General features: G+C 68.0%; 18 protein-coding genes. 5 read left to right on the top strand and 13 right to left on the bottom strand.

Features of this window, described 5'->3' with window-relative positions; translation table 11 throughout:
* Positions 1–26 precede the first annotated feature (26 nt).
* The 3 genes from coxB to ABFO07_RS04220 all read right to left on the bottom strand — a co-directional run bounded on the left by coxB (position 27) and on the right by ABFO07_RS04220 (position 3,342).
* Positions 27–1,607: a cytochrome c oxidase subunit II gene (gene coxB / locus ABFO07_RS04230; RefSeq protein ID WP_124490842.1), complete on the bottom strand. Its 1,581-nt coding sequence runs from the start codon at positions 1,605–1,607 to the stop codon at positions 27–29.
* A 49-nt stretch (positions 1,608–1,656) separates the two neighbouring features.
* Positions 1,657–2,181 (bottom strand): DUF2244 domain-containing protein, encoded by a 525-nt coding sequence (locus ABFO07_RS04225; RefSeq protein ID WP_059566506.1) that lies wholly within the window; start codon positions 2,179–2,181, stop codon positions 1,657–1,659.
* A 195-nt stretch (positions 2,182–2,376) separates the two neighbouring features.
* The gene (locus ABFO07_RS04220) at positions 2,377–3,342 is read right to left on the bottom strand and encodes a methyltransferase domain-containing protein (protein ID WP_059566505.1); all 966 of its coding nucleotides are present in this window, start codon (positions 3,340–3,342) and stop codon (positions 2,377–2,379) included.
* 81 nt (positions 3,343–3,423) lie between these two features.
* Between ABFO07_RS04220 and ABFO07_RS04215 the strand changes: the two genes are divergently transcribed.
* Both ABFO07_RS04215 and trmL read left to right on the top strand, forming a co-directional pair.
* The gene (locus ABFO07_RS04215) at positions 3,424–4,203 is read left to right on the top strand and encodes a ComF family protein (protein WP_060149055.1); all 780 of its coding nucleotides are present in this window, start codon (positions 3,424–3,426) and stop codon (positions 4,201–4,203) included.
* Positions 4,204–4,258: 55 nt separating this feature from the next.
* On the top strand, positions 4,259–4,729 hold the full coding sequence (gene trmL / locus ABFO07_RS04210; protein ID WP_347468404.1) for a tRNA (uridine(34)/cytosine(34)/5-carboxymethylaminomethyluridine(34)-2'-O)-methyltransferase TrmL: 471 nt from the start codon (positions 4,259–4,261) through the stop codon (positions 4,727–4,729).
* A gap of 17 nt (positions 4,730–4,746) precedes the next feature.
* On the opposite strand, the gene ABFO07_RS04205 is transcribed toward trmL, so the two are convergent.
* From ABFO07_RS04205 to ABFO07_RS04185, 5 genes are all read right to left on the bottom strand, one after another.
* Positions 4,747–5,271: an O-acetyl-ADP-ribose deacetylase gene (locus tag ABFO07_RS04205; protein WP_060352109.1), complete on the bottom strand. Its 525-nt coding sequence runs from the start codon at positions 5,269–5,271 to the stop codon at positions 4,747–4,749.
* 68 nt (positions 5,272–5,339) lie between these two features.
* Positions 5,340–6,338: an NAD(P)H-dependent glycerol-3-phosphate dehydrogenase gene (locus ABFO07_RS04200; protein WP_060352110.1), complete on the bottom strand. Its 999-nt coding sequence runs from the start codon at positions 6,336–6,338 to the stop codon at positions 5,340–5,342.
* Positions 6,339–6,364: 26 nt separating this feature from the next.
* Positions 6,365–6,847: a protein-export chaperone SecB gene (secB, locus tag ABFO07_RS04195; RefSeq protein ID WP_017334323.1), complete on the bottom strand. Its 483-nt coding sequence runs from the start codon at positions 6,845–6,847 to the stop codon at positions 6,365–6,367.
* Between the two features lie 100 nt (positions 6,848–6,947).
* Complete coding sequence (grxC, locus tag ABFO07_RS04190) at positions 6,948–7,208, bottom strand: glutaredoxin 3 (RefSeq protein WP_010090591.1); 261 nt, start codon at positions 7,206–7,208, stop codon at positions 6,948–6,950.
* Positions 7,205–7,627 carry a rhodanese-like domain-containing protein gene (locus ABFO07_RS04185; RefSeq protein ID WP_059566500.1) on the bottom strand — a complete coding sequence of 141 codons (423 nt, stop codon included), beginning with the start codon at positions 7,625–7,627 and terminating at the stop codon, positions 7,205–7,207. The genes grxC and ABFO07_RS04185 overlap by 4 nt, the downstream gene beginning before the upstream one ends.
* A gap of 136 nt (positions 7,628–7,763) precedes the next feature.
* Between ABFO07_RS04185 and gpmA the strand changes: the two genes are divergently transcribed.
* From gpmA to ABFO07_RS04170, 3 genes are all read left to right on the top strand, one after another.
* Positions 7,764–8,510 carry a 2,3-diphosphoglycerate-dependent phosphoglycerate mutase gene (gene gpmA, locus ABFO07_RS04180; protein WP_059566499.1) on the top strand — a complete coding sequence of 249 codons (747 nt, stop codon included), beginning with the start codon at positions 7,764–7,766 and terminating at the stop codon, positions 8,508–8,510.
* Positions 8,511–8,709: 199 nt separating this feature from the next.
* A complete protein-coding gene (locus ABFO07_RS04175; protein ID WP_059566498.1) occupies positions 8,710–10,245 on the top strand; it encodes a S41 family peptidase in 1,536 nt (511 codons plus the stop codon).
* A gap of 113 nt (positions 10,246–10,358) precedes the next feature.
* Positions 10,359–11,111, top strand: a complete 753-nt coding sequence (locus ABFO07_RS04170; RefSeq protein ID WP_059566497.1) for a HesA/MoeB/ThiF family protein — start codon at positions 10,359–10,361, stop codon at positions 11,109–11,111.
* Positions 11,112–11,161: 50 nt separating this feature from the next.
* On the opposite strand, the gene ptsP is transcribed toward ABFO07_RS04170, so the two are convergent.
* The 5 genes from ptsP to gshA form a co-directional block, all read right to left on the bottom strand.
* Positions 11,162–12,931: a phosphoenolpyruvate--protein phosphotransferase gene (gene ptsP / locus ABFO07_RS04165; protein WP_059803462.1), complete on the bottom strand. Its 1,770-nt coding sequence runs from the start codon at positions 12,929–12,931 to the stop codon at positions 11,162–11,164.
* A gap of 202 nt (positions 12,932–13,133) precedes the next feature.
* On the bottom strand, positions 13,134–13,403 hold the full coding sequence (locus ABFO07_RS04160; RefSeq protein ID WP_059566496.1) for an HPr family phosphocarrier protein: 270 nt from the start codon (positions 13,401–13,403) through the stop codon (positions 13,134–13,136).
* Positions 13,404–13,473: 70 nt separating this feature from the next.
* Positions 13,474–13,944 carry a PTS sugar transporter subunit IIA gene (locus ABFO07_RS04155; protein WP_059566495.1) on the bottom strand — a complete coding sequence of 157 codons (471 nt, stop codon included), beginning with the start codon at positions 13,942–13,944 and terminating at the stop codon, positions 13,474–13,476.
* Positions 13,945–14,169: 225 nt separating this feature from the next.
* Positions 14,170–15,135: a glutathione synthase gene (gshB, locus tag ABFO07_RS04150; RefSeq protein ID WP_059885276.1), complete on the bottom strand. Its 966-nt coding sequence runs from the start codon at positions 15,133–15,135 to the stop codon at positions 14,170–14,172.
* 36 nt (positions 15,136–15,171) lie between these two features.
* Positions 15,172–16,461 (bottom strand): glutamate--cysteine ligase, encoded by a 1,290-nt coding sequence (gene gshA, locus ABFO07_RS04145; RefSeq protein WP_059566493.1) that lies wholly within the window; start codon positions 16,459–16,461, stop codon positions 15,172–15,174.
* Positions 16,462–16,588 lie beyond the last annotated feature (127 nt).

Genomic DNA, 16,588 nt, shown 5'->3' with positions numbered 1-16,588 from the left:
AATACGTCGACAAACACAGCGACACGTCAGGCCGCCGGGCCGATCTCGACACGCCGGGCTTCCTTCGCGTCAGCCCCGCCCGTGATCGTTTCCGGCTTTTTCAGAATGATGTGGTCTTCCGCCACGCCCGCCGCCTTCAGCGCGTCGCGCACGGCTTGTGCACGGTGCTTGGCGAGATCGGCGTTTGCGTCGGCGGAGCCCGACTTGTCGGTGAAGCCCGACAGCGCAAGCTTCGCGTCCGGATGCGCCTTCGCATAGTCGGCCGCTGCCGCGATCGCCGACTGTGCGTCGGCCGGCAGCGTGCTCTTGCCCGTTTCGAAGTAGATCGTCGACAGCGCGGCCGATGCCTGGGCTGCGCCCGACGCGGCCGGCGCCGGCGCCGATGCCGAAGCCGCCTCGGCCGGTGCGGCGCCCGCGGTGTCTTCCGGCATCTTGCCGTTACGCGCGTCCGCCACCTGCTTCGGTTGCAGCAGGTCGTTCTTGTGGTTGCCCCACGAGTTGCGCTCGTAGGTGACGACCGATGCGATATCGAGGTCCGACAGCGACGCCCACGACGGCATCGCGCCCTTGCCGTGCAGCACGCGATCGAGGTGCGCCGAGATCGGGCCGTTCACGATCGGGCTGCCGTCCATCGCCGGGAACGCGCCGAGGCCCTTGCCGTTCACCTGGTGGCAGACCGCGCAGTTCGCCTTGTAGACTTCCTCGCCGTGCGTGACGAGTTCGGCCACCGTGTAGATGCGGTGCGGATCGACCGTGGCGCCGGCCGTCTTGGCCTTCTGCGCGGTGACCCACTTCGCGTAGTCCTCGTCCGACAGCACTTCGACGACGACCGGCATGTACGCGTGCTCCTTGCCGCACAGCTCGGTACAGAACCCGCGGAAGGTGCCGACCTTCTCGGCCTTGAACCACGTGTCGCGCACGAAGCCCGGGATCGCATCCTGCTTCACGCCGAACGCGGGCACGTACCACGAGTGGACGACGTCGTTCGCGGTCGTGATGATCCGGACTTTCTTGTTGACCGGCACGACGAGCGGGTTGTCGACTTCCTGCAGATAGGTGTCGGTGATGGCCTTCTTGCCCATCACTTCGTCGCGCGGGGTGGTCAGCGTCGACAGGAAGCTGATGCCCTCGCCCGGGCCCTTCACGTAGTCGTAGCCCCACTTCCACTGGTAGCCGGTGACCTTGACCGTGAGATCGGCGTTCGTCGTGTCCTTCATCGCGACGACGGCCTTCGTCGCCGGCAGCGCCATCAGCACGACGATGATGAACGGCACGATCGTCCAGATGATTTCGACGGTCGTGCTCTCATGGAAATTGGCGGCCTTGAAGCCTTTGGATTTGCGGTGCGCGAAGATCGAATAGAACATCACGCCGAACACGCCGATGAAGATCACCGTACAGAGGATCAGCATCATCGTGTGGAGATCGTAGAGCTCCTCGGCGATCTTCGTGACAGGCGGCTGAAAGTTGATCTCGTTGACACGGGGGCCGCCCGGGCTATCACCGACCGCCAGAGCGGCACCGGCAAAGAGCAGTCCGCTGCATGCCAGCACGCCCGCGAGGGCTCGCTTGATTGTTTTCATAGCATCCTTACCCAAAATTTCCATTCAAACCCTCCCCCGTCGCAAGCCGCCTGCGCCGCGCCGGCCGCTCCGCTCAGCCGCAGCGCCGGAGCGACACGCGCAGTTCGTCGGCGAACTGCGCGCGCTTGTGCTGCGCGAGATGCTGCCCGATCACAACGGTCTGCCCACGCGATACCAGCCGAATCGGATCGCGTGGCGTCGCGCCCGTCTCGACCCGCACCCAGCGCGGGTTGAATTCGATCTGCGTGAACCGCTCCGCATCCATCCGCTCGATCACGAGCCGGTGCGGAAACAGCCTGATGCGCTCGTAATCGACCGCATGGCGCGCATAGACCGCAAACGCGAACCCTACCGCCAGCAGCTCGATTCCGGTGAACGGCATGACGAGCCATGCCCCCTGCCACATCAGCATTGCCGCGATCGCCAGCGAGAAGCCCGCGAGCGACGCGTAAAACAGCACGAACTGGCGCGGCGACACGGAACAGTTGCGCTTCATGAGCCAGTCCTCGAGGACCGGCTCCGCATTCGCCGCTTCCGCCGAAACATTCGCTGCTTCCATCGCCGCCTCACGCGAATGGCATGCGATGCATGCCTGCATCGGACTCGCCACCCCGTATTGCGGGGACCCCGGGGCGACAAGCTGACGCATTATAGGCGGGTTCAATGGCATCCACAAGCAAACGACTATCGCCCCGCGAGCCAAGCGCGACAAGCTTTCCGGCCATTTCAGGGGCCTTTTCGACCCCGCTTTGCGCCGCTAATTTCAGACATAACAAAACCCCTCTTTACCGCTTCAGCGATTCTTCGGACGCCCCTTCCCGATGTCCTCGAGACGCACGATGCCATGCCCTTCCGCGGTCGTGCGCGGCACGGCCTTCCACGCATGCCCGTAGATCACCTCGAAGGTGAGCGGGATCGTGCCGTCCTCGCGCCGGCGCGCGTCGAGCGCGTCGCCGAGCGCCTGCCGGAAGCGCCGCGACACGCCCCGCGGCGCCACGCGCTCGAACGGATAGGTGCCCCAGCGGCGCACGTCGGCCAGCAGGGAATCGGGGGATTTGTAGGTGACGGTCAGCACTTCCTGATCCATCACGGGGATCTCGAAGCCGCTCTCGACGAGCATGTCACCGAGGTCGTGCATGTCGACGAAATCGATCACGCGGGCGGCGGCGGGCGCGAGGCCGAGCGCCGCCTCGGCATCCGCGCAGGCCGCGCGCAGCTCGCGCAGCGTGTCGGGGCCGAGCGTGCTGAACATCAGCAGGCCGTTCACGCGCAGCACCCGCTGCCACTCGGGCAGCACCGCGTCGGGGCGCGAATGCCAGTGCAGCGCGAGGTTCGACCAGATCAGGTCGAACGCGCCTGCCGCGAACGGCAGCGCGGAGAAGTCGGCCTGCGCGACGCGCGGGCCGCGCTGGCCGAGCGCCTTGCCGAGCGACGCGGGCAGCCAGCGGCGCCAGCTCGCCTGCTCGACCTCGCGCTGCCCCGCCCGCGCGAGCATCGCGCCGGACAGGTCGACGCCGAACACCGGCGCCTCGGGAAAGCGCGCGCGCAGCGCCGGCAGGTCGTCACCCGCGCCGCAGCCCGCGTCGAGCACCGCCGCCGGGCTCACCTTGATGTATTCGAGACGCTCGCACATCCGGTGGGCGATCTCGCGCGGCAGGAACGCGACCGCGTCGAACGCGGCTGCGCGGCGGTCGAAGATCCGCCGCAGGCGCCTGGCGTCATAGACCGGACGGCTGGATGAGGTCGAAGCTGGGGACATGTCGGGCAAACTCTCGAAGAGCCCGAAGTATACTCGCTCGCCCCGAAGCCTTCATTGAGACGGGGTCCGGGAGCTTTTTCGATGAATCGCCAGCCGTTTTCCCCGTCGATGCGCGTCGTTATGTCGCAGGCCCGCGCACTGGTCGCGCGGCTCGCGGCGATCGCGTTGCCGAACCGCTGCGCCTTGTGCGGCAATATGTCACATCCGGTGATCTGCGCCGATTGCGACGCCGCGTACTGGAATGAAGCGCGCCTGCGCTGCACCGTCTGCGCGGTGCCGCTCGCCGCCGGGTGGGCGCGCCGCGCGGCCGGCTACCGGTGCGACGCATGCCGCGCGACGCCGCCGCCGTTCGATGCGACACTCGCGCTCGCCGACTACCGGGCGCCGCTCGACGGCCTCGCGCGGCAGCTGAAATTCCACGCGCGGCTCGCGCTCGGCGCCGAATTCGCGGGCCGCCTCGCGCGGCTGATCGCCGATGCGCGTGACGCAGGCGGCACGAGTAGCGGCTTCGACGTGATCGCGCCGGTGCCGCTCGCGCGCGGCCGCCTCGCCTCGCGCGGCTACAACCAGGCGTGGGCGATCGCGCGGCCGCTCGCCCGCCGGCTCGGCGTGAGCGCCGATGCGGCGCTGCTCGCGCGCGTCGCCGATACCGCGCCGCAATCCCGGCTCGACCGGCGCGCGCGGCGCGACAACGTCGCGTCGGCCTTCGCGGTGGCCGGCAACGTGACGGGCCGCCATGTCGCGCTCGTCGACGACGTGATGACGTCGGGCGCGACGCTGTCCGCCGCGGCGCTCGCGCTCAAGGCGGCGGGCGCCGCGCGCGTGACGAATCTGGTTGCGCTGCGCACCGCGCGGGATTAATTAGAGAGAAACCGGCCGCCCGCACGCGGCCCCGAAGTTCAATCACCGAAGAATCATGTTCAACGTCGTCCTCGTCGCCCCCGAAATTCCGCCGAACACCGGCAACGTGATCCGCCTGTGCGCCAATACCGGCGCGCGGCTGCACCTGATCGAGCCGCTCGGCTTTCCGCTCGACGACGCGAAGATGCGCCGCGCGGGCCTCGACTATCACGAATACGCGGAAATGCGCGTGCACCCGGACTGGGACGCGTTCGTCGCGGCCGAAGCGCCCGATCTCGCGCGAATGTTCGCGTTCACGACGCGCGGCTCGGGCCACTTCCACGATCACGCGTTCCAGCCGGGCGACTGGTTCGTGTTCGGCTCCGAGACGCGCGGCCTGCCCGCGCCGCTCCTCGAGCGCTTTCCGAACGAACAGCGCGTGCGCCTGCCGATGCGGCCCGGCAACCGCAGCCTGAACCTGTCGAACACGGTCGCGGTGGTCGTGTTCGAGGCGTGGCGGCAGGCCGGCTTCGAAGGCGGCGCCTGACGGCCGGCACGAATGCGCTATCGGCGCGCGAGCCGCGCGCGATACAGATCGTAAATATCGGATGAAAAGCACGCGAACACGACGCGTGCGAGATTCGGCGCCTGCGGCAGCATCTCGACGACCGTATCGACCGCGATCTCGACCGCCTGCGCGGCCGGATAGCGGTAGATCCCGCAGCTGATCGCGGGAAACGCGAGCGACGTGCACGCGACCTCCTCGGCCAGCTCGATCGCGCGCCGGTAGCACGACGCGAGCATCTCGGCCTCGTTCTGCGTGCCGCCGTGCCATACCGGGCCGACCGCGTGAATCACGTATTTCGCCGGCAGCCCGTGGCCGCGCGTGAGTTTCGCGTCGCCGGTCTGGCAGCCGCCGAGCGTGCGGCATTCGGCGACGAGGCACGGGCCGGCCACGCGATGAATCGCGCCGTCGACGCCGCCCCCGCCGAGCAGCGAGCCGTTCGCCGCGTTGACGATCGCGTCGACCGCGAGCGTCGTGATGTCGACGACCTGCGCGTCGAGCGTGGTGGAACCGATCTGCAGCATGACGACCTCCTCGGACGCCGGAGATGGTTCAAGCGTAATCCGCTTTGCGCGGCAACGCGACCGCCGCGCTACTCCGCGCGCGCGTCCCGCCGCAGCAGGCCGCTCACCGCGTCGCGCGGCGCGACGCCGTCGAACAGCACGCCGCACACGGCTTCGGTGATCGGCATCTCGAGCGACTGCGCGCGCGCGATCGCGAGCACCGCCTGCGCGCAGCGCACGCCTTCGGCGACGTGCCCGAGCGCGCCGAGGATATCGCTCAGCGAGCGGCCGGCCGCCAGTTGCAGGCCGACCGTGCGGTTGCGCGACAGGTCGCCGGTCGCGGTGAGGATCAAATCGCCGAGGCCCGTGAGGCCGGTGAAGGTTTCCGCGCGGCCGCCGAGCGCGACGCCGAGCCGCGACATTTCCGCGAGGCCGCGCGTGATCAGCGCGGCGCGCGCGTTCAGGCCGAGGCCGAGGCCGTCGGCGATGCCGGTCGCGATCGCCAGCACGTTCTTCACCGCGCCGCCGACCTCGACGCCGACCACGTCGTCGCCTGTATAGATACGCATCGCGCCGTGATGGAACGCGGCGAGCGTGCGCTCGCGGCAGGCGGCCGACGCGCTCGCGACGGTCAGCGCAACCGGCAGCCCCTGGCCGACCTCGCGCGCGAAGCTCGGGCCCGACAGCACGCCGTTGCTGCGCTGCTCCGGCAGCTCGGCGGCGATCACCTGGTGCGGCAGCAGGTGCGTGTCCGCCTCGAAGCCCTTGCAGACCCACACCACATGCGCGGGCACGCAGCCTGCATCGCGCATCGCGCGGCACAGCGCGCGCAGCCCGGCTACGGGCGCGCCGATCACGCACAGCGCGTCGTCCGCGGCGCCGTGCGCGAGCGCCGCGGCGACATCCGCGTCGTAGCGCAGCGCGTCGGGCAGCACGATGCCGTCGAGATAGCGGGAATTTTCGTGCCGGGCCTGCAGCCCGGCGATGAGCGCGGCGTCGCGCGCCCACAGAAGCGTGTCGTGCCGCGCGGCCAGATGGCCCGCGAGCGCGGTGCCCCAGGCACCGGCGCCGAGAACGGCTACTTTCATACCCAGCACCGGTCCTTGCTCGTCCCTCAGTTCAGCGTCGAGCCGTTCGGCGCGCCGGCCGCACCAGCCTGTTGCTGCTGGAGCTGCGCGAGACGCTGCTCGTACAGCGCCTGGAAGTTGATCTCGGCGAGGTGGATCGGCGGGAAGCCTGCACGGGTGATCGCGTCGGCGATGTTCGAGCGCAGGTACGGGAACAGGATCGTCGGGCACGCGATGCCGACGAGCGGGTCGAGCTGTTCGTCGGGAATGTTGCGAATGTCGAAAATGCCGGCCTGCTTCGCCTCGATCAGGAACGCGACCTTGTCCTTCACCTTCGCGGTCACGGTGCCCGACACGACGACTTCGAACACGCTTTCCGCGAGCCGCTCGGCCTTCACGTCGACTTCGACTTCAACCGACGGCATGTCCTGCTCGAGGAAGATCGCCGGCGAATTCGGCTGCTCGAGCGACATATCCTTCAGGTAGACGCGCTGGATGTTGAAGAACGGTTGGTTTTCGACGTCGGACATGTTGTTTCCCTAAATGTGGTGACGAGGCAGCCGGCCTATGCCGGCCGCCCCGGTTGATCCTGCGCGCTTGGCCGCGCGACCGGCGGCCATTCTGCCCTAATCAGGCAGCTTGCAGAAGCGGCACGAGGCCGCCGGCACGGTCGAGCGTCGACAGATCGTCGTAGCCGCCGACGTGCGTGTCGCCGATGTAGATCTGCGGCACCGTGCGGCGGCCCGTGCGCGACATCATTTCCTCGCGGCGCGCGGGATCCTTGTCGATCAGCACCTTCTCGATCTGCTCGACGCCGCGCAGCTTCAGGAGCCGCTCGGCCTGGATGCAATACGGGCACACCTGGGTGCTGTACATGACCACTTTGTTCACTTCGCCACTCCTTGTTTGACGACCGGCATCCCGGCCTGCTGCCACGCGGCGACGCCGCCCTCGAGCACGTGCACCTCGGCATAGCCCGCCGCCTCGACCGCGCGCGCCGCCTTCTGCGACTGCTGGCCGTTCTGGCACACGAGCAGCACCGGGGTGCTCTTGTTCTTCGCGAGCTGCGCGATCTTCGCGCCGATCTCGCCGGCCTCGACCTGGCGCGCCGACGGCAGGTGGCCGGCAGCGAATTCGGTGGCCGGCCGCAGGTCGATCACGACCGCGTTGCGGCGATTGATGAGCTGGGTCGCCTCCGCGGCCGACAGGCCGCCGCGGCCGCGGCGCAGCGCGGGCCAAGCGAGAAGGCCGCCGGACACCAGCAGGATCGCGATGAGGGCCAGGTTCGTGTAATCGGTAAAGAACGTCACGGAATTCCGCCGGAAAAAGAGAAATCGGAAAAGGACAATCCGGCCATTATAAAATAACCGACTTGCGCGATGGCGAGCCCGCCCTCGGGCGCCGCGCGGCGCGCACCGCTTCCTTCACTACCGACCGCAAGCATCTATGTACAAGCTCGTTCTCATCCGCCACGGCGAATCGACGTGGAACAAGGAAAACCGCTTCACCGGCTGGGTCGACGTCGACCTGACCGAACAAGGCTGCAACGAGGCCTACCAGGCCGGCGAACTGCTCAAGGAAGCCGGCTACACGTTCGACATCGCGTATACGTCCGTGCTCAAGCGCGCGATCCGCACGCTGTGGCACGTGCAGGACCGCATGGACCTGATGTACCTGCCGGTCGTACACTCGTGGCGCCTCAACGAACGCCACTACGGCGCGCTGTCGGGCCTGAACAAGGCGGAAACGGCCGCGAAGTTCGGCGACGAGCAGGTGCTCGTCTGGCGCCGCAGCTACGACACGCCGCCGCCCGCGCTCGAGCCGACCGACGAGCGCGCGCCGTACGCCGACCCGCGCTACGCGAAGGTGCCGCGCGAGCAGCTGCCGCTCACCGAGTGCCTGAAGGACACGGTCGCGCGCGTGCTGCCGCTGTGGAACGAGTCGATCGCCCCGGCGATCAAGGCAGGCAAGCAGGTGCTGATCGCCGCGCACGGCAACTCGCTGCGCGCGCTGATCAAGTACCTCGACGGCATCTCGGACAGCGACATCGTCGGCCTGAACATCCCGAACGGCGTGCCGCTCGTCTATGAACTCGACGAGAACCTGAAGCCGATCCAGAGCTACTACCTGGGCGACCAGGACGCGATCGCGAAGGCGCAGGCCGCCGTCGCGAAGCAGGGCAAGGCGGGCTGATCCCGCCCCCTGGCCGCGCCGGCTTCACGCCGCGCGCGGCCGGCCCGCGCGAACCTCCCTGCCCGCGCGCGGTCGAAACGGTTTCGCGGAAGGTTTCATCCCGTTTCGGCCCGTTCCACTGGCAAGTCGGACGAACAGTTATACTTGTCCGCTCCATCCCCGCTACCGCCACGCGCTTCCCGACCGCACCAGACTCACTATGCGAATGAAATTGAAGAACATCGGCCTGATTGCCGCGGGCCTTGCCACGGGCGTGTTCGCCACGCTGCAAGTCTCGGCGTCGGCCGAGCAGACCGTCACGGCGCCGCTTCCCCTCGACCAGCTCCGCCTGTTCGCGGAAGTGTTCGGCCAGATCAAGCGCGAGTACGTCGAGCCGGTCGACGACAAGAAGCTGCTGACGGCGGCGATCAAGGGCATGGTGTCGAGCCTCGACCCGCACTCGTCGTTCCTCGACAAGACCGACTACGAGGAGCTGCAGGAGCAGACGAAGGGCCGCTTCGCCGGTCTCGGCATCGAGATCTCGCAGGAAGACGGCCTCGTCAAGGTGATCTCGCCGATCGAGGACACCCCCGCGTTCCGCGCCGGCATCCGTCCGGGCGACCTGATCACCCGCATCAACGACAAGCCGGTGCGCGGCATGACGCTCGACAAGGCCGTCAAGCAGATGCGCGGCGAGCCGGGCACCAAGGTCACGCTGACGATCTTCCGCAAGAGCGACGACCGCACGTTCCCGATCACGGTCACGCGCGCGGTGATCCGCGTGCAGAGCGTGAAGCTGAAGATGCTCGATCCGGGCTACGCGTACATCCGCATCACGAGCTTCCAGGAGCGCACGACGCCCGATCTCGCAGCAAGGCTGCAGGACATCGCGCGCCAGCAGCCGAACGTGAAGGGCCTGATTCTCGATCTGCGCAACAACGGCGGCGGCCTGCTGCAGAGCGCGGTCGGCGTCGCGGGCGCGTTCCTGCCGCCGGATTCCGTCGTCGTGTCGACCAACGGCCAGATCCCGGATTCGAAGCAGGTCTACCGCGACACCTACGACAACTACCGCCTGCCGTCGTTCGACGGCGATCCGCTGAAGGGCCTGCCGCCGGTCTTCAAGACCGTGCCGATCATCGTGCTGACGAATGCGTATTCGGCGTCCGCGTCGGAAATCGTCGCCGGCGCGCTGCAGGATGCGAAGCGCGCGACGATCATGGGCAAGACGACGTTCGGCAAGGGCTCGGTGCAGACGGTCCGCCCGATGACGGCCGACACCGCGCTGCGCCTGACCACCGCGTACTACTACACGCCGAGCGGCCGTTCGATCCAGAACAAGGGCATCACGCCGGACGTGCCGGTCGATCAATACGCGGACGGCGATCCGGACGACGTGCTCGTGACGCGCGAGGTCGACTACACGAACCACCTCGCGAACACGCAGGATCCGAACGAGAAGAAGGAGCAGGAAGAGCGCGAGCAGCGCCGGATGGACCAGCTGCGCGTCCTCGAAGAGCAGAACGACAAGAAGACGCCGGAACAGCGCCAGAAGGACCGCGAGCGCAAGCCGATCGAGTTCGGCAGCGCGGAAGACTTCATGATGAAGCAGGCGCTCGCGAAGCTCGAGGGCAAGCCGGTTCAGGAGTCGAAGTCGCTGCTGGCCGAAAGCACCAAGAGCGCGACCGGCAAGTCGGCCGCGAAGGCCGCGCCGGCATCGAAGGCAGCCGCACCGAAGCCCGCGTCGGCCACGCAGTAAGCGCCGGCCGGCATCCGACGGGCCATCGCGGGAAGACCGCGATGGCCCGTTTTTCATGCGCGCCTAAAATAGGCGGATACCGCTTCGCACCGCATCACGCCCGCTCCCAGCTCATGAACGACGATCAACTTCTCCGCTACTCCCGCCACATCCTCGTCGACGAGATCGGCATCGAAGCGCAGCAGCGCTTCCTCGACGCGCATGCGATCGTGGTCGGCGCGGGCGGCCTCGGCTCGCCCGCGGCGATGTATCTCGCGGCGTCGGGCGTCGGCACGATCACGCTCGTCGACGCGGACACGGTCGATCTCACGAACCTGCAGCGGCAGATCCTGCACGCGACGGCCTCGGTCGGGCGCAGGAAGGTGGAATCGGGGCGCGACACGCTCGCGCAGCTCAACCCCGAGGTGACCGTGCACGCGGTGGCCGAGCGCGTCGACGACGCGTGGCTCGACGCGCACGTGCCGCGGGCGAGCGTCGTGCTCGACTGCACCGACAACTTCGCGACCCGCCACGCGATCAACCGCGCGTGCGTCGCGCATCGCGTGCCGCTCGTGTCCGGCGCGGCGCTGCGCTTCGACGGCCAGATCAGCACTTTCGACTTCCGCGACCCGGCCGCGCCCTGCTATGCGTGCGTGTTTCCGGAAGACCAGCCGTTCGAGGAAGTCGCGTGCGCGACGATGGGCGTGTTCGCGCCGATCGTCGGCATCATCGGCGCCATGCAGGCGGCCGAGGCGCTGCGCGTGATCGGCGGCATCGGCACGACGCTGAACGGCCGGCTGATGATGCTCGATGCGCTGCGGATGGAATGGACGACGATGAAGATCGCGCGCCAGGCGGATTGCCCCGTGTGCGGCGGCCCGCACTGACGGGCGCGATGCACACGCCCGCACGGGCGTGTGCCTGATTCAAAACCTGCTTACGCGGCGGCGTCCGCACGCGGCTCGGCGGCCGACAGGCGCTTGAGCGCCGATTGCACGTCCTCGGGCTCGAACGCCGCGAGCACGTCGGCGGTCGGCTTCTCGAGCGCCTTCAGGTGCGCACGCAGGATCTCCTGCTTCACGACGAGCAGCTGGCTCGGATGCATCGAGAACTCGGTGAGCCCCATGCCGAGCAGCAGGCGCGTGAGCGCCGGATCGCCCGCCATTTCCCCGCACACCGACACGGGCACGCCCGCGCGCTTCGCCTCGCGCAGCGTGTATGCGATCAAGTGCAGCACCGCCGGATGCAGCGGATCGTACAGGTGCGCGACCGCGTTGTCCGCGCGGTCGATCGCGAGCGTGTACTGGATCAGGTCGTTGGTGCCGATCGACAGGAAATCGACGCGCCTCAGGAACAGCGGCAGCGCGATCGCCGCGGCCGGAATCTCGATCATCGCGCCGACCCGCACGTTCGGATCGTAGGCGAGCCCCGCGTCGTCGAGCTGGTGCTTCGCCTCGCGGATCAGGTCGAGGGTCTGGTCGATCTCCTGCGCGTGCGCGAGCATCGGGATCAGGATCTTCACCGGCCCGAACGCGGATGCGCGCAGGATCGCGCGCAGCTGCGTGAGGAACATCTGCGGCTCGGACAGGCTCCAGCGGATCGCGCGCAGCCCGAGCGCGGGGTTCGGCGCGGTTTCGTAGCCTTCGTCGAGCGCCTCGAGCGGCTTGTCCGCGCCGACGTCGATCGTGCGGATCGTCACCGGCATGCCCTTCATCCACTCGACCGCGCGCTTGTACGCGGCGAACTGCTCTTCCTCCTCCGGCATCTCCTTCTGATGCATGAACAGGAATTCGGAGCGGAACAGCCCGACGCCGACCGCGCCCGCCTCGACCGCCGCCTTCGCGTCGTCGGGCAGCTCGATGTTCGCGTACAGGTCGATCTTGGTGCCGCACAACGTTTGCGTCGGCGAGAACTTCAGGCGCTGCAGCTTGCGTTGCTCCAGCGCCTTCTCGGACTGCCGGTACGAATATTCCTCGAGGACGATCGGCGCCGGATCGACGATCACGATGCCCTGGTCGCCGTCGACGATGATCAGGTCGTCCTGGCGGATCAGCGCGCTCGCGTGCTGCACGCCGACCGCCGCCGGAATGCCGAGGCTGCGCGCGACGATCGCCGTATGCGAGGTGCGCCCGCCGAGATCGGTGACGAACGCCTGGAACGACTGGGTCTTGAACTGCATCATGTCGGCCGGCGCGATGTCGTGCGCGACGACGATCATCTCGTCGGTGCCCTTCGCGGCGCCGTTGAGCGCCTGCGCGGCGGACGGCGCACCGGCGAGCGCCTTCAGCACGCGCTCGACCACCTGCTCGATGTCGGCCTTGCGCTCGCGCAGGTATTCGTCCTCGATGTCGTCGAAATGGCGCGTGAGCAGGTCGAGCTGCTCGGTCAGCGCCCACTCGACGTTGTAGCGGCGCGTGCGGATCAGGTCGATGGTCTCCTGCACGAGCATCGCGTCGCTCAGGATCATCGCGTGCACGTCGATGAACGCGCCCACTTCGCTCGGGGTGTCGTCGGTGAGATCCGCGCGCAGCGCCTCGAGCTCGCGATGCACCGCCTCGAGCGCCGTGCGGAAGCGCTCGACCTCGGCATCGATCTGATGCGCGTCGATCAGGTAATGCGCGACGTCGAGCGCCGCGGGCGCGATCAGATACGCACGTCCGATTGCGATACCACGTGAGACGGGAATGCCATGCAGCGTGAAGGACACGCGCACCTCCTGTGTACATGAAAAGCCGCGGCACACCGCTGCGATGCGCTTATGACCCCGGATAGCGATTATAAATTCCACACCGCGCGGCTGACTGCATGCAGTGCAGCATTGCGCAGATCGCATCAATCCGGCGGGCGAAAAAAATGCCGCGGGATCCGCGGCATTTTCGCTGGAAACGGCAACGATTCCGTGTCGCGGGTCACTGCCCTTCGCCGAACTTGTCGGCGATCAGCTTCAGGAGCGCGTCCATCGCCTCCGTCTCGTCCGGCCCTTCGGTCTCGATCGTGACCGTGCTGCCGATGCCTGCCGCAAGCATCATCACGCCCATGATGCTTTTCGCGTTGATCTTGCGCCCGTTGCGCGTCATCCAGACTTCCGACTGGAAATTGCCGGCCAGTTGCGTGAGCTTGGCCGATGCGCGCGCATGCAGCCCCAATTTATTGACGATGGTGGTTTCTTGTTGAAGCATGGTTCTCGGTCGGTCGAGGCCGCCGGCGGCGCCCGCCGGCGAAGGGTCTAAAACGGGGAACGCAGTGCGCTCAATGCGGCTCGGTGCGCGGGCACGGCTCCGGCGGAATCGGCGCGCACTGGCCGCAGCCGACTTCGGACGGCGGCGGCGGCGTGCCCGCCGCGACTTCGTGGACGCCCTTCGCGCCACCGGACAGCGCCTTGTCGACGAGCTTGTCGAGCGGCATCGTGCGGTAGCAGACCGCGCGCACCAGCATCGGCAGGTTGACGCCCGCCAGCACCCGCACGTTCGCGACCTTCGCGAGCTGGCCGGCGATGTTCGCGGGCGTCGCGCCGTACATGTCGGTCAGCACGAGCGCGCCGTTCTCTTCCTTGAGCCGCGCGAGCTCGGCGTGCGCGAACGCCATCACCTGGGCCGGATCGTTTTCCGCGTGCACGTCGATGCAGCCGATGCGCGCGGGCACGCCGCCGTAGATGTGCGCGATGCAGTCCCGCAGCGCGGTGGCGAGCGGCGCGTGTGCAATGATCAGAATCCCTGCCATGTCAGCCTCCGCAAGGCCGCCCCGGGATGGCTGGCCGCCCGAGCCGGGCGCAGCGAACACAGCGAGCGTGGGGGTCGTTTCATTTCAACCTTGCAACAAGTTCGGCCCGGCCGCCAGGCCATCGGCGCGTCCAAACGCGGCGCCGGGCGAGCGGGCATTGTAGCAGGCCGGTCGACACTTCCCGGCGGCGGGGGGCCTGCGCGGCCGCCGCCGGGGTTGCGCGCATCACGCGGCCTGCGCGGCCGCGCGCTCCAGCGCGTCGATGAACATCGCGGCGACGTCGAAGCCGGTCTGCTCCATGATTTCGCGGAAGCAGGTCGGGCTCGTGACGTTCACCTCGGTCAGCCAGTCGCCGATCGCGTCGAGGCCGACCAGCAGCAGGCCGCGCGCCGCGAGCACCGGCGCGACCGTCTCGGCGATCTCGCGGTCGCGCGCGGTGAGCGGCTGCGCGACGCCGAGCCCGCCCGCGGCGAGATTGCCGCGCACCTCGTTGCCCTGCGGGATCCGCGCAAGCGAATACGGCACCGGCTCGCCGCCGATCAGCAGGATGCGCTTGTCGCCCGCCTTGATCTCGGGGATGAACTTCTGCGCCATCACCGTGCGCGCGCCGTCGTGGCTCAGCATCTCGATGATCGAACCCAGGTTCATGCCGTCCGGCTTCACGCGGAACACGCCCATCCCGCCCATCCCGTCGAGCGGCTTCAGGATCACGTCGCCGTGCTCGGCGTGGAACGCGCGCAGGCGCTGCGCGTCACGGGTGACGAGCGTCGGCGCAACGAACTGCGCAAACTCGCCGATCGCGAGCTTCTCCGAGTGATCGCGGATCGACTGCGCCCGGTTGAACACGCGCGCGCCCGCGCGCTCGGCCAGCTCGAGCAGCCACGTCGACGTCACGTACTCCATGTCGAACGGCGGATCCTTGCGCATCAGCACCGCGCCGAACGACGCGACGCGGCGCGACTCGACCGCGCCCGCCTCGTACCACGGCCCGCGATGCAGGTCGTCCGGATCGCCGACCAGCGTCACGCGCTGCACGTCGGCCTCGACGGCGGAACCCGTCCACGCGAGATGGCGCGGCTCGCACGCGTACACCGCGTGCCCGCGCCGCGCGGCTTCCGCCATCATCGCGTAGGTCGAATCCTTGTAGATCTTGAAGCGCTCGAGCGGGTCGGCGATAAAGAGAATGTCCATGCGGGTCCTGTCGTTGCGGTGCCGGCGCGGCGGCCATTACACCTGGATGGCTTCCGGATCGGTCTTTTCCAGCTCGATCGACGACGCGATCAGCGACAGCCGCGCGACGACGCCGTACATGTAGAACCGGTTCGGCGGCGCGGCGCCCGGCTTGGCGCCCGCATCCGGCAGCGCGGTGTGCTCGAAGCCGAGCGGCACGTAATGCATGCCCGGCGCGTTCAGGTTCTGGTCGCGTTCGCGGCCGCCGTGCGTGCGATAGAAGCCGCCGACCACGTAGCGGTCGATCATGTAGACGACCGGCTCCGCGACCTCGTCGCCGATCCGCTCGAACGTGTACACGCCTTCCTGCACGATCACGTCGCGCACCGCGAGCCCGGCCTTCGACTCGGCCATCTGCGCGCGCTCCGCCTTCGTCATCCGGCCGATCTCGGCCGCGTCGTGCACGGTCATCACGCCGCGCCCCGCGGTGCCGGCGTCGGCCTTCACGACGACGTACGGCTTCTCGCTGATTCCGTATTCGCGGTACTTGCGCGCGATCTTCTTCAGCACGCCGTCGATCGCGTCGGCGAGCGCCTGCTCGCCTTCATGCCCCTGCCAGTCGACGCCCTCGACGTGCGCGAAGTACGGATTCACCATCCACGGATCGACGCCGACCATCTTCGCGAACTTCTTCGCGACGTCGTCGTAGCACGAGAAATGCGTCGACTTGCGGCGCACGGCCCAGCCCGCGTGCAGCGGCGGCAGCAGGTACTGCTCGTGCAGGTTTTCCAGCACGGCCGGGATGCCGGCCGACAGGTCGTTGTTCAGCAGGATCGAGCACGGATCGAAATTCTTCAGGCCGAGGCGGCGCTGCGAGCGCTCGAGCGGCTCGAGCACGATCTTCTGGCCGTCGGCCAGCGTGATCGGCGTGATGTCGGAGATGCTCGGGTCGAGCGAGCCGAAGCGCACGTTCAGGCCGGCCTGGCGCATGATCGTCGCGAGGCGCGCGACGTTTTCCAGGTAGTACGCGTTGCGGGTCGGCAGCTCGGGAATCACGAGCAGGTTCTTCGCGTCCGGGCAGATCTTCTCGATCGCGGCCATCGCCGCCTGCACGGCAAGCGGCAGCACTTCGGGCGGCAGGTTGTTGAAGCCACCCGGGAACAGGTTGGCGTCGACGGGCGCCAGCTTGAAGCCGGCGTTACGCAGGTCGACCGAACAGTAGAACGGCGGCGTGTGCTCCTGCCATTCGAGCCTGAACCAGCGTTCGATCGCAGGCGTGGCGTCGAGGATCTTCTGCTCGAGTTCGAGCAGCGGACCGTTGAGCGCCGTAACGAGGTGGGGAACCATGAATCACTCGCGAGCGGGAGAATGAAGATTGTAGAGCAATTGCTTTGCCCATTTGGGGATTGTTCCCGCATTCACAAGGATTGGGAGGAAGTTTCTGGCTATTGACCTGATAGCGGGCAGGGTTATC

Origin of the sequence: Burkholderia stagnalis, assembly GCF_039848545.1 — a bacterium.
GTDB lineage: Bacteria > Pseudomonadota > Gammaproteobacteria > Burkholderiales > Burkholderiaceae > Burkholderia > Burkholderia stagnalis.
This window is presented reverse-complemented; position numbering and strand designations above follow the sequence as displayed.

What these genes read in the sequence shown, in the direction of transcription:
- coxB (WP_124490842.1), bottom strand. Translation starts at nt 1,607, where the DNA reads ATGGAAATTTTGGGTAAGGATGCTATGAAAACAATCAAGCGAGCCCTC.
- ABFO07_RS04225 (WP_059566506.1), bottom strand. Translation starts at nt 2,181, where the DNA reads ATGCAGGCATGCATCGCATGCCATTCGCGTGAGGCGGCGATGGAAGCA.
- ABFO07_RS04220 (WP_059566505.1), bottom strand. Translation starts at nt 3,342, where the DNA reads ATGTCCCCAGCTTCGACCTCATCCAGCCGTCCGGTCTATGACGCCAGG.
- ABFO07_RS04215 (WP_060149055.1), top strand. Translation starts at nt 3,424, where the DNA reads ATGAATCGCCAGCCGTTTTCCCCGTCGATGCGCGTCGTTATGTCGCAG.
- trmL (WP_347468404.1), top strand. Translation starts at nt 4,259, where the DNA reads ATGTTCAACGTCGTCCTCGTCGCCCCCGAAATTCCGCCGAACACCGGC.
- ABFO07_RS04205 (WP_060352109.1), bottom strand. Translation starts at nt 5,271, where the DNA reads ATGCTGCAGATCGGTTCCACCACGCTCGACGCGCAGGTCGTCGACATC.
- ABFO07_RS04200 (WP_060352110.1), bottom strand. Translation starts at nt 6,338, where the DNA reads ATGAAAGTAGCCGTTCTCGGCGCCGGTGCCTGGGGCACCGCGCTCGCG.
- secB (WP_017334323.1), bottom strand. Translation starts at nt 6,847, where the DNA reads ATGTCCGACGTCGAAAACCAACCGTTCTTCAACATCCAGCGCGTCTAC.
- gpmA (WP_059566499.1), top strand. Translation starts at nt 7,764, where the DNA reads ATGTACAAGCTCGTTCTCATCCGCCACGGCGAATCGACGTGGAACAAG.
- ABFO07_RS04175 (WP_059566498.1), top strand. Translation starts at nt 8,710, where the DNA reads ATGCGAATGAAATTGAAGAACATCGGCCTGATTGCCGCGGGCCTTGCC.
- ABFO07_RS04170 (WP_059566497.1), top strand. Translation starts at nt 10,359, where the DNA reads ATGAACGACGATCAACTTCTCCGCTACTCCCGCCACATCCTCGTCGAC.
- ABFO07_RS04160 (WP_059566496.1), bottom strand. Translation starts at nt 13,403, where the DNA reads ATGCTTCAACAAGAAACCACCATCGTCAATAAATTGGGGCTGCATGCG.
- ABFO07_RS04155 (WP_059566495.1), bottom strand. Translation starts at nt 13,944, where the DNA reads ATGGCAGGGATTCTGATCATTGCACACGCGCCGCTCGCCACCGCGCTG.
- gshB (WP_059885276.1), bottom strand. Translation starts at nt 15,135, where the DNA reads ATGGACATTCTCTTTATCGCCGACCCGCTCGAGCGCTTCAAGATCTAC.
- gshA (WP_059566493.1), bottom strand. Translation starts at nt 16,461, where the DNA reads ATGGTTCCCCACCTCGTTACGGCGCTCAACGGTCCGCTGCTCGAACTC.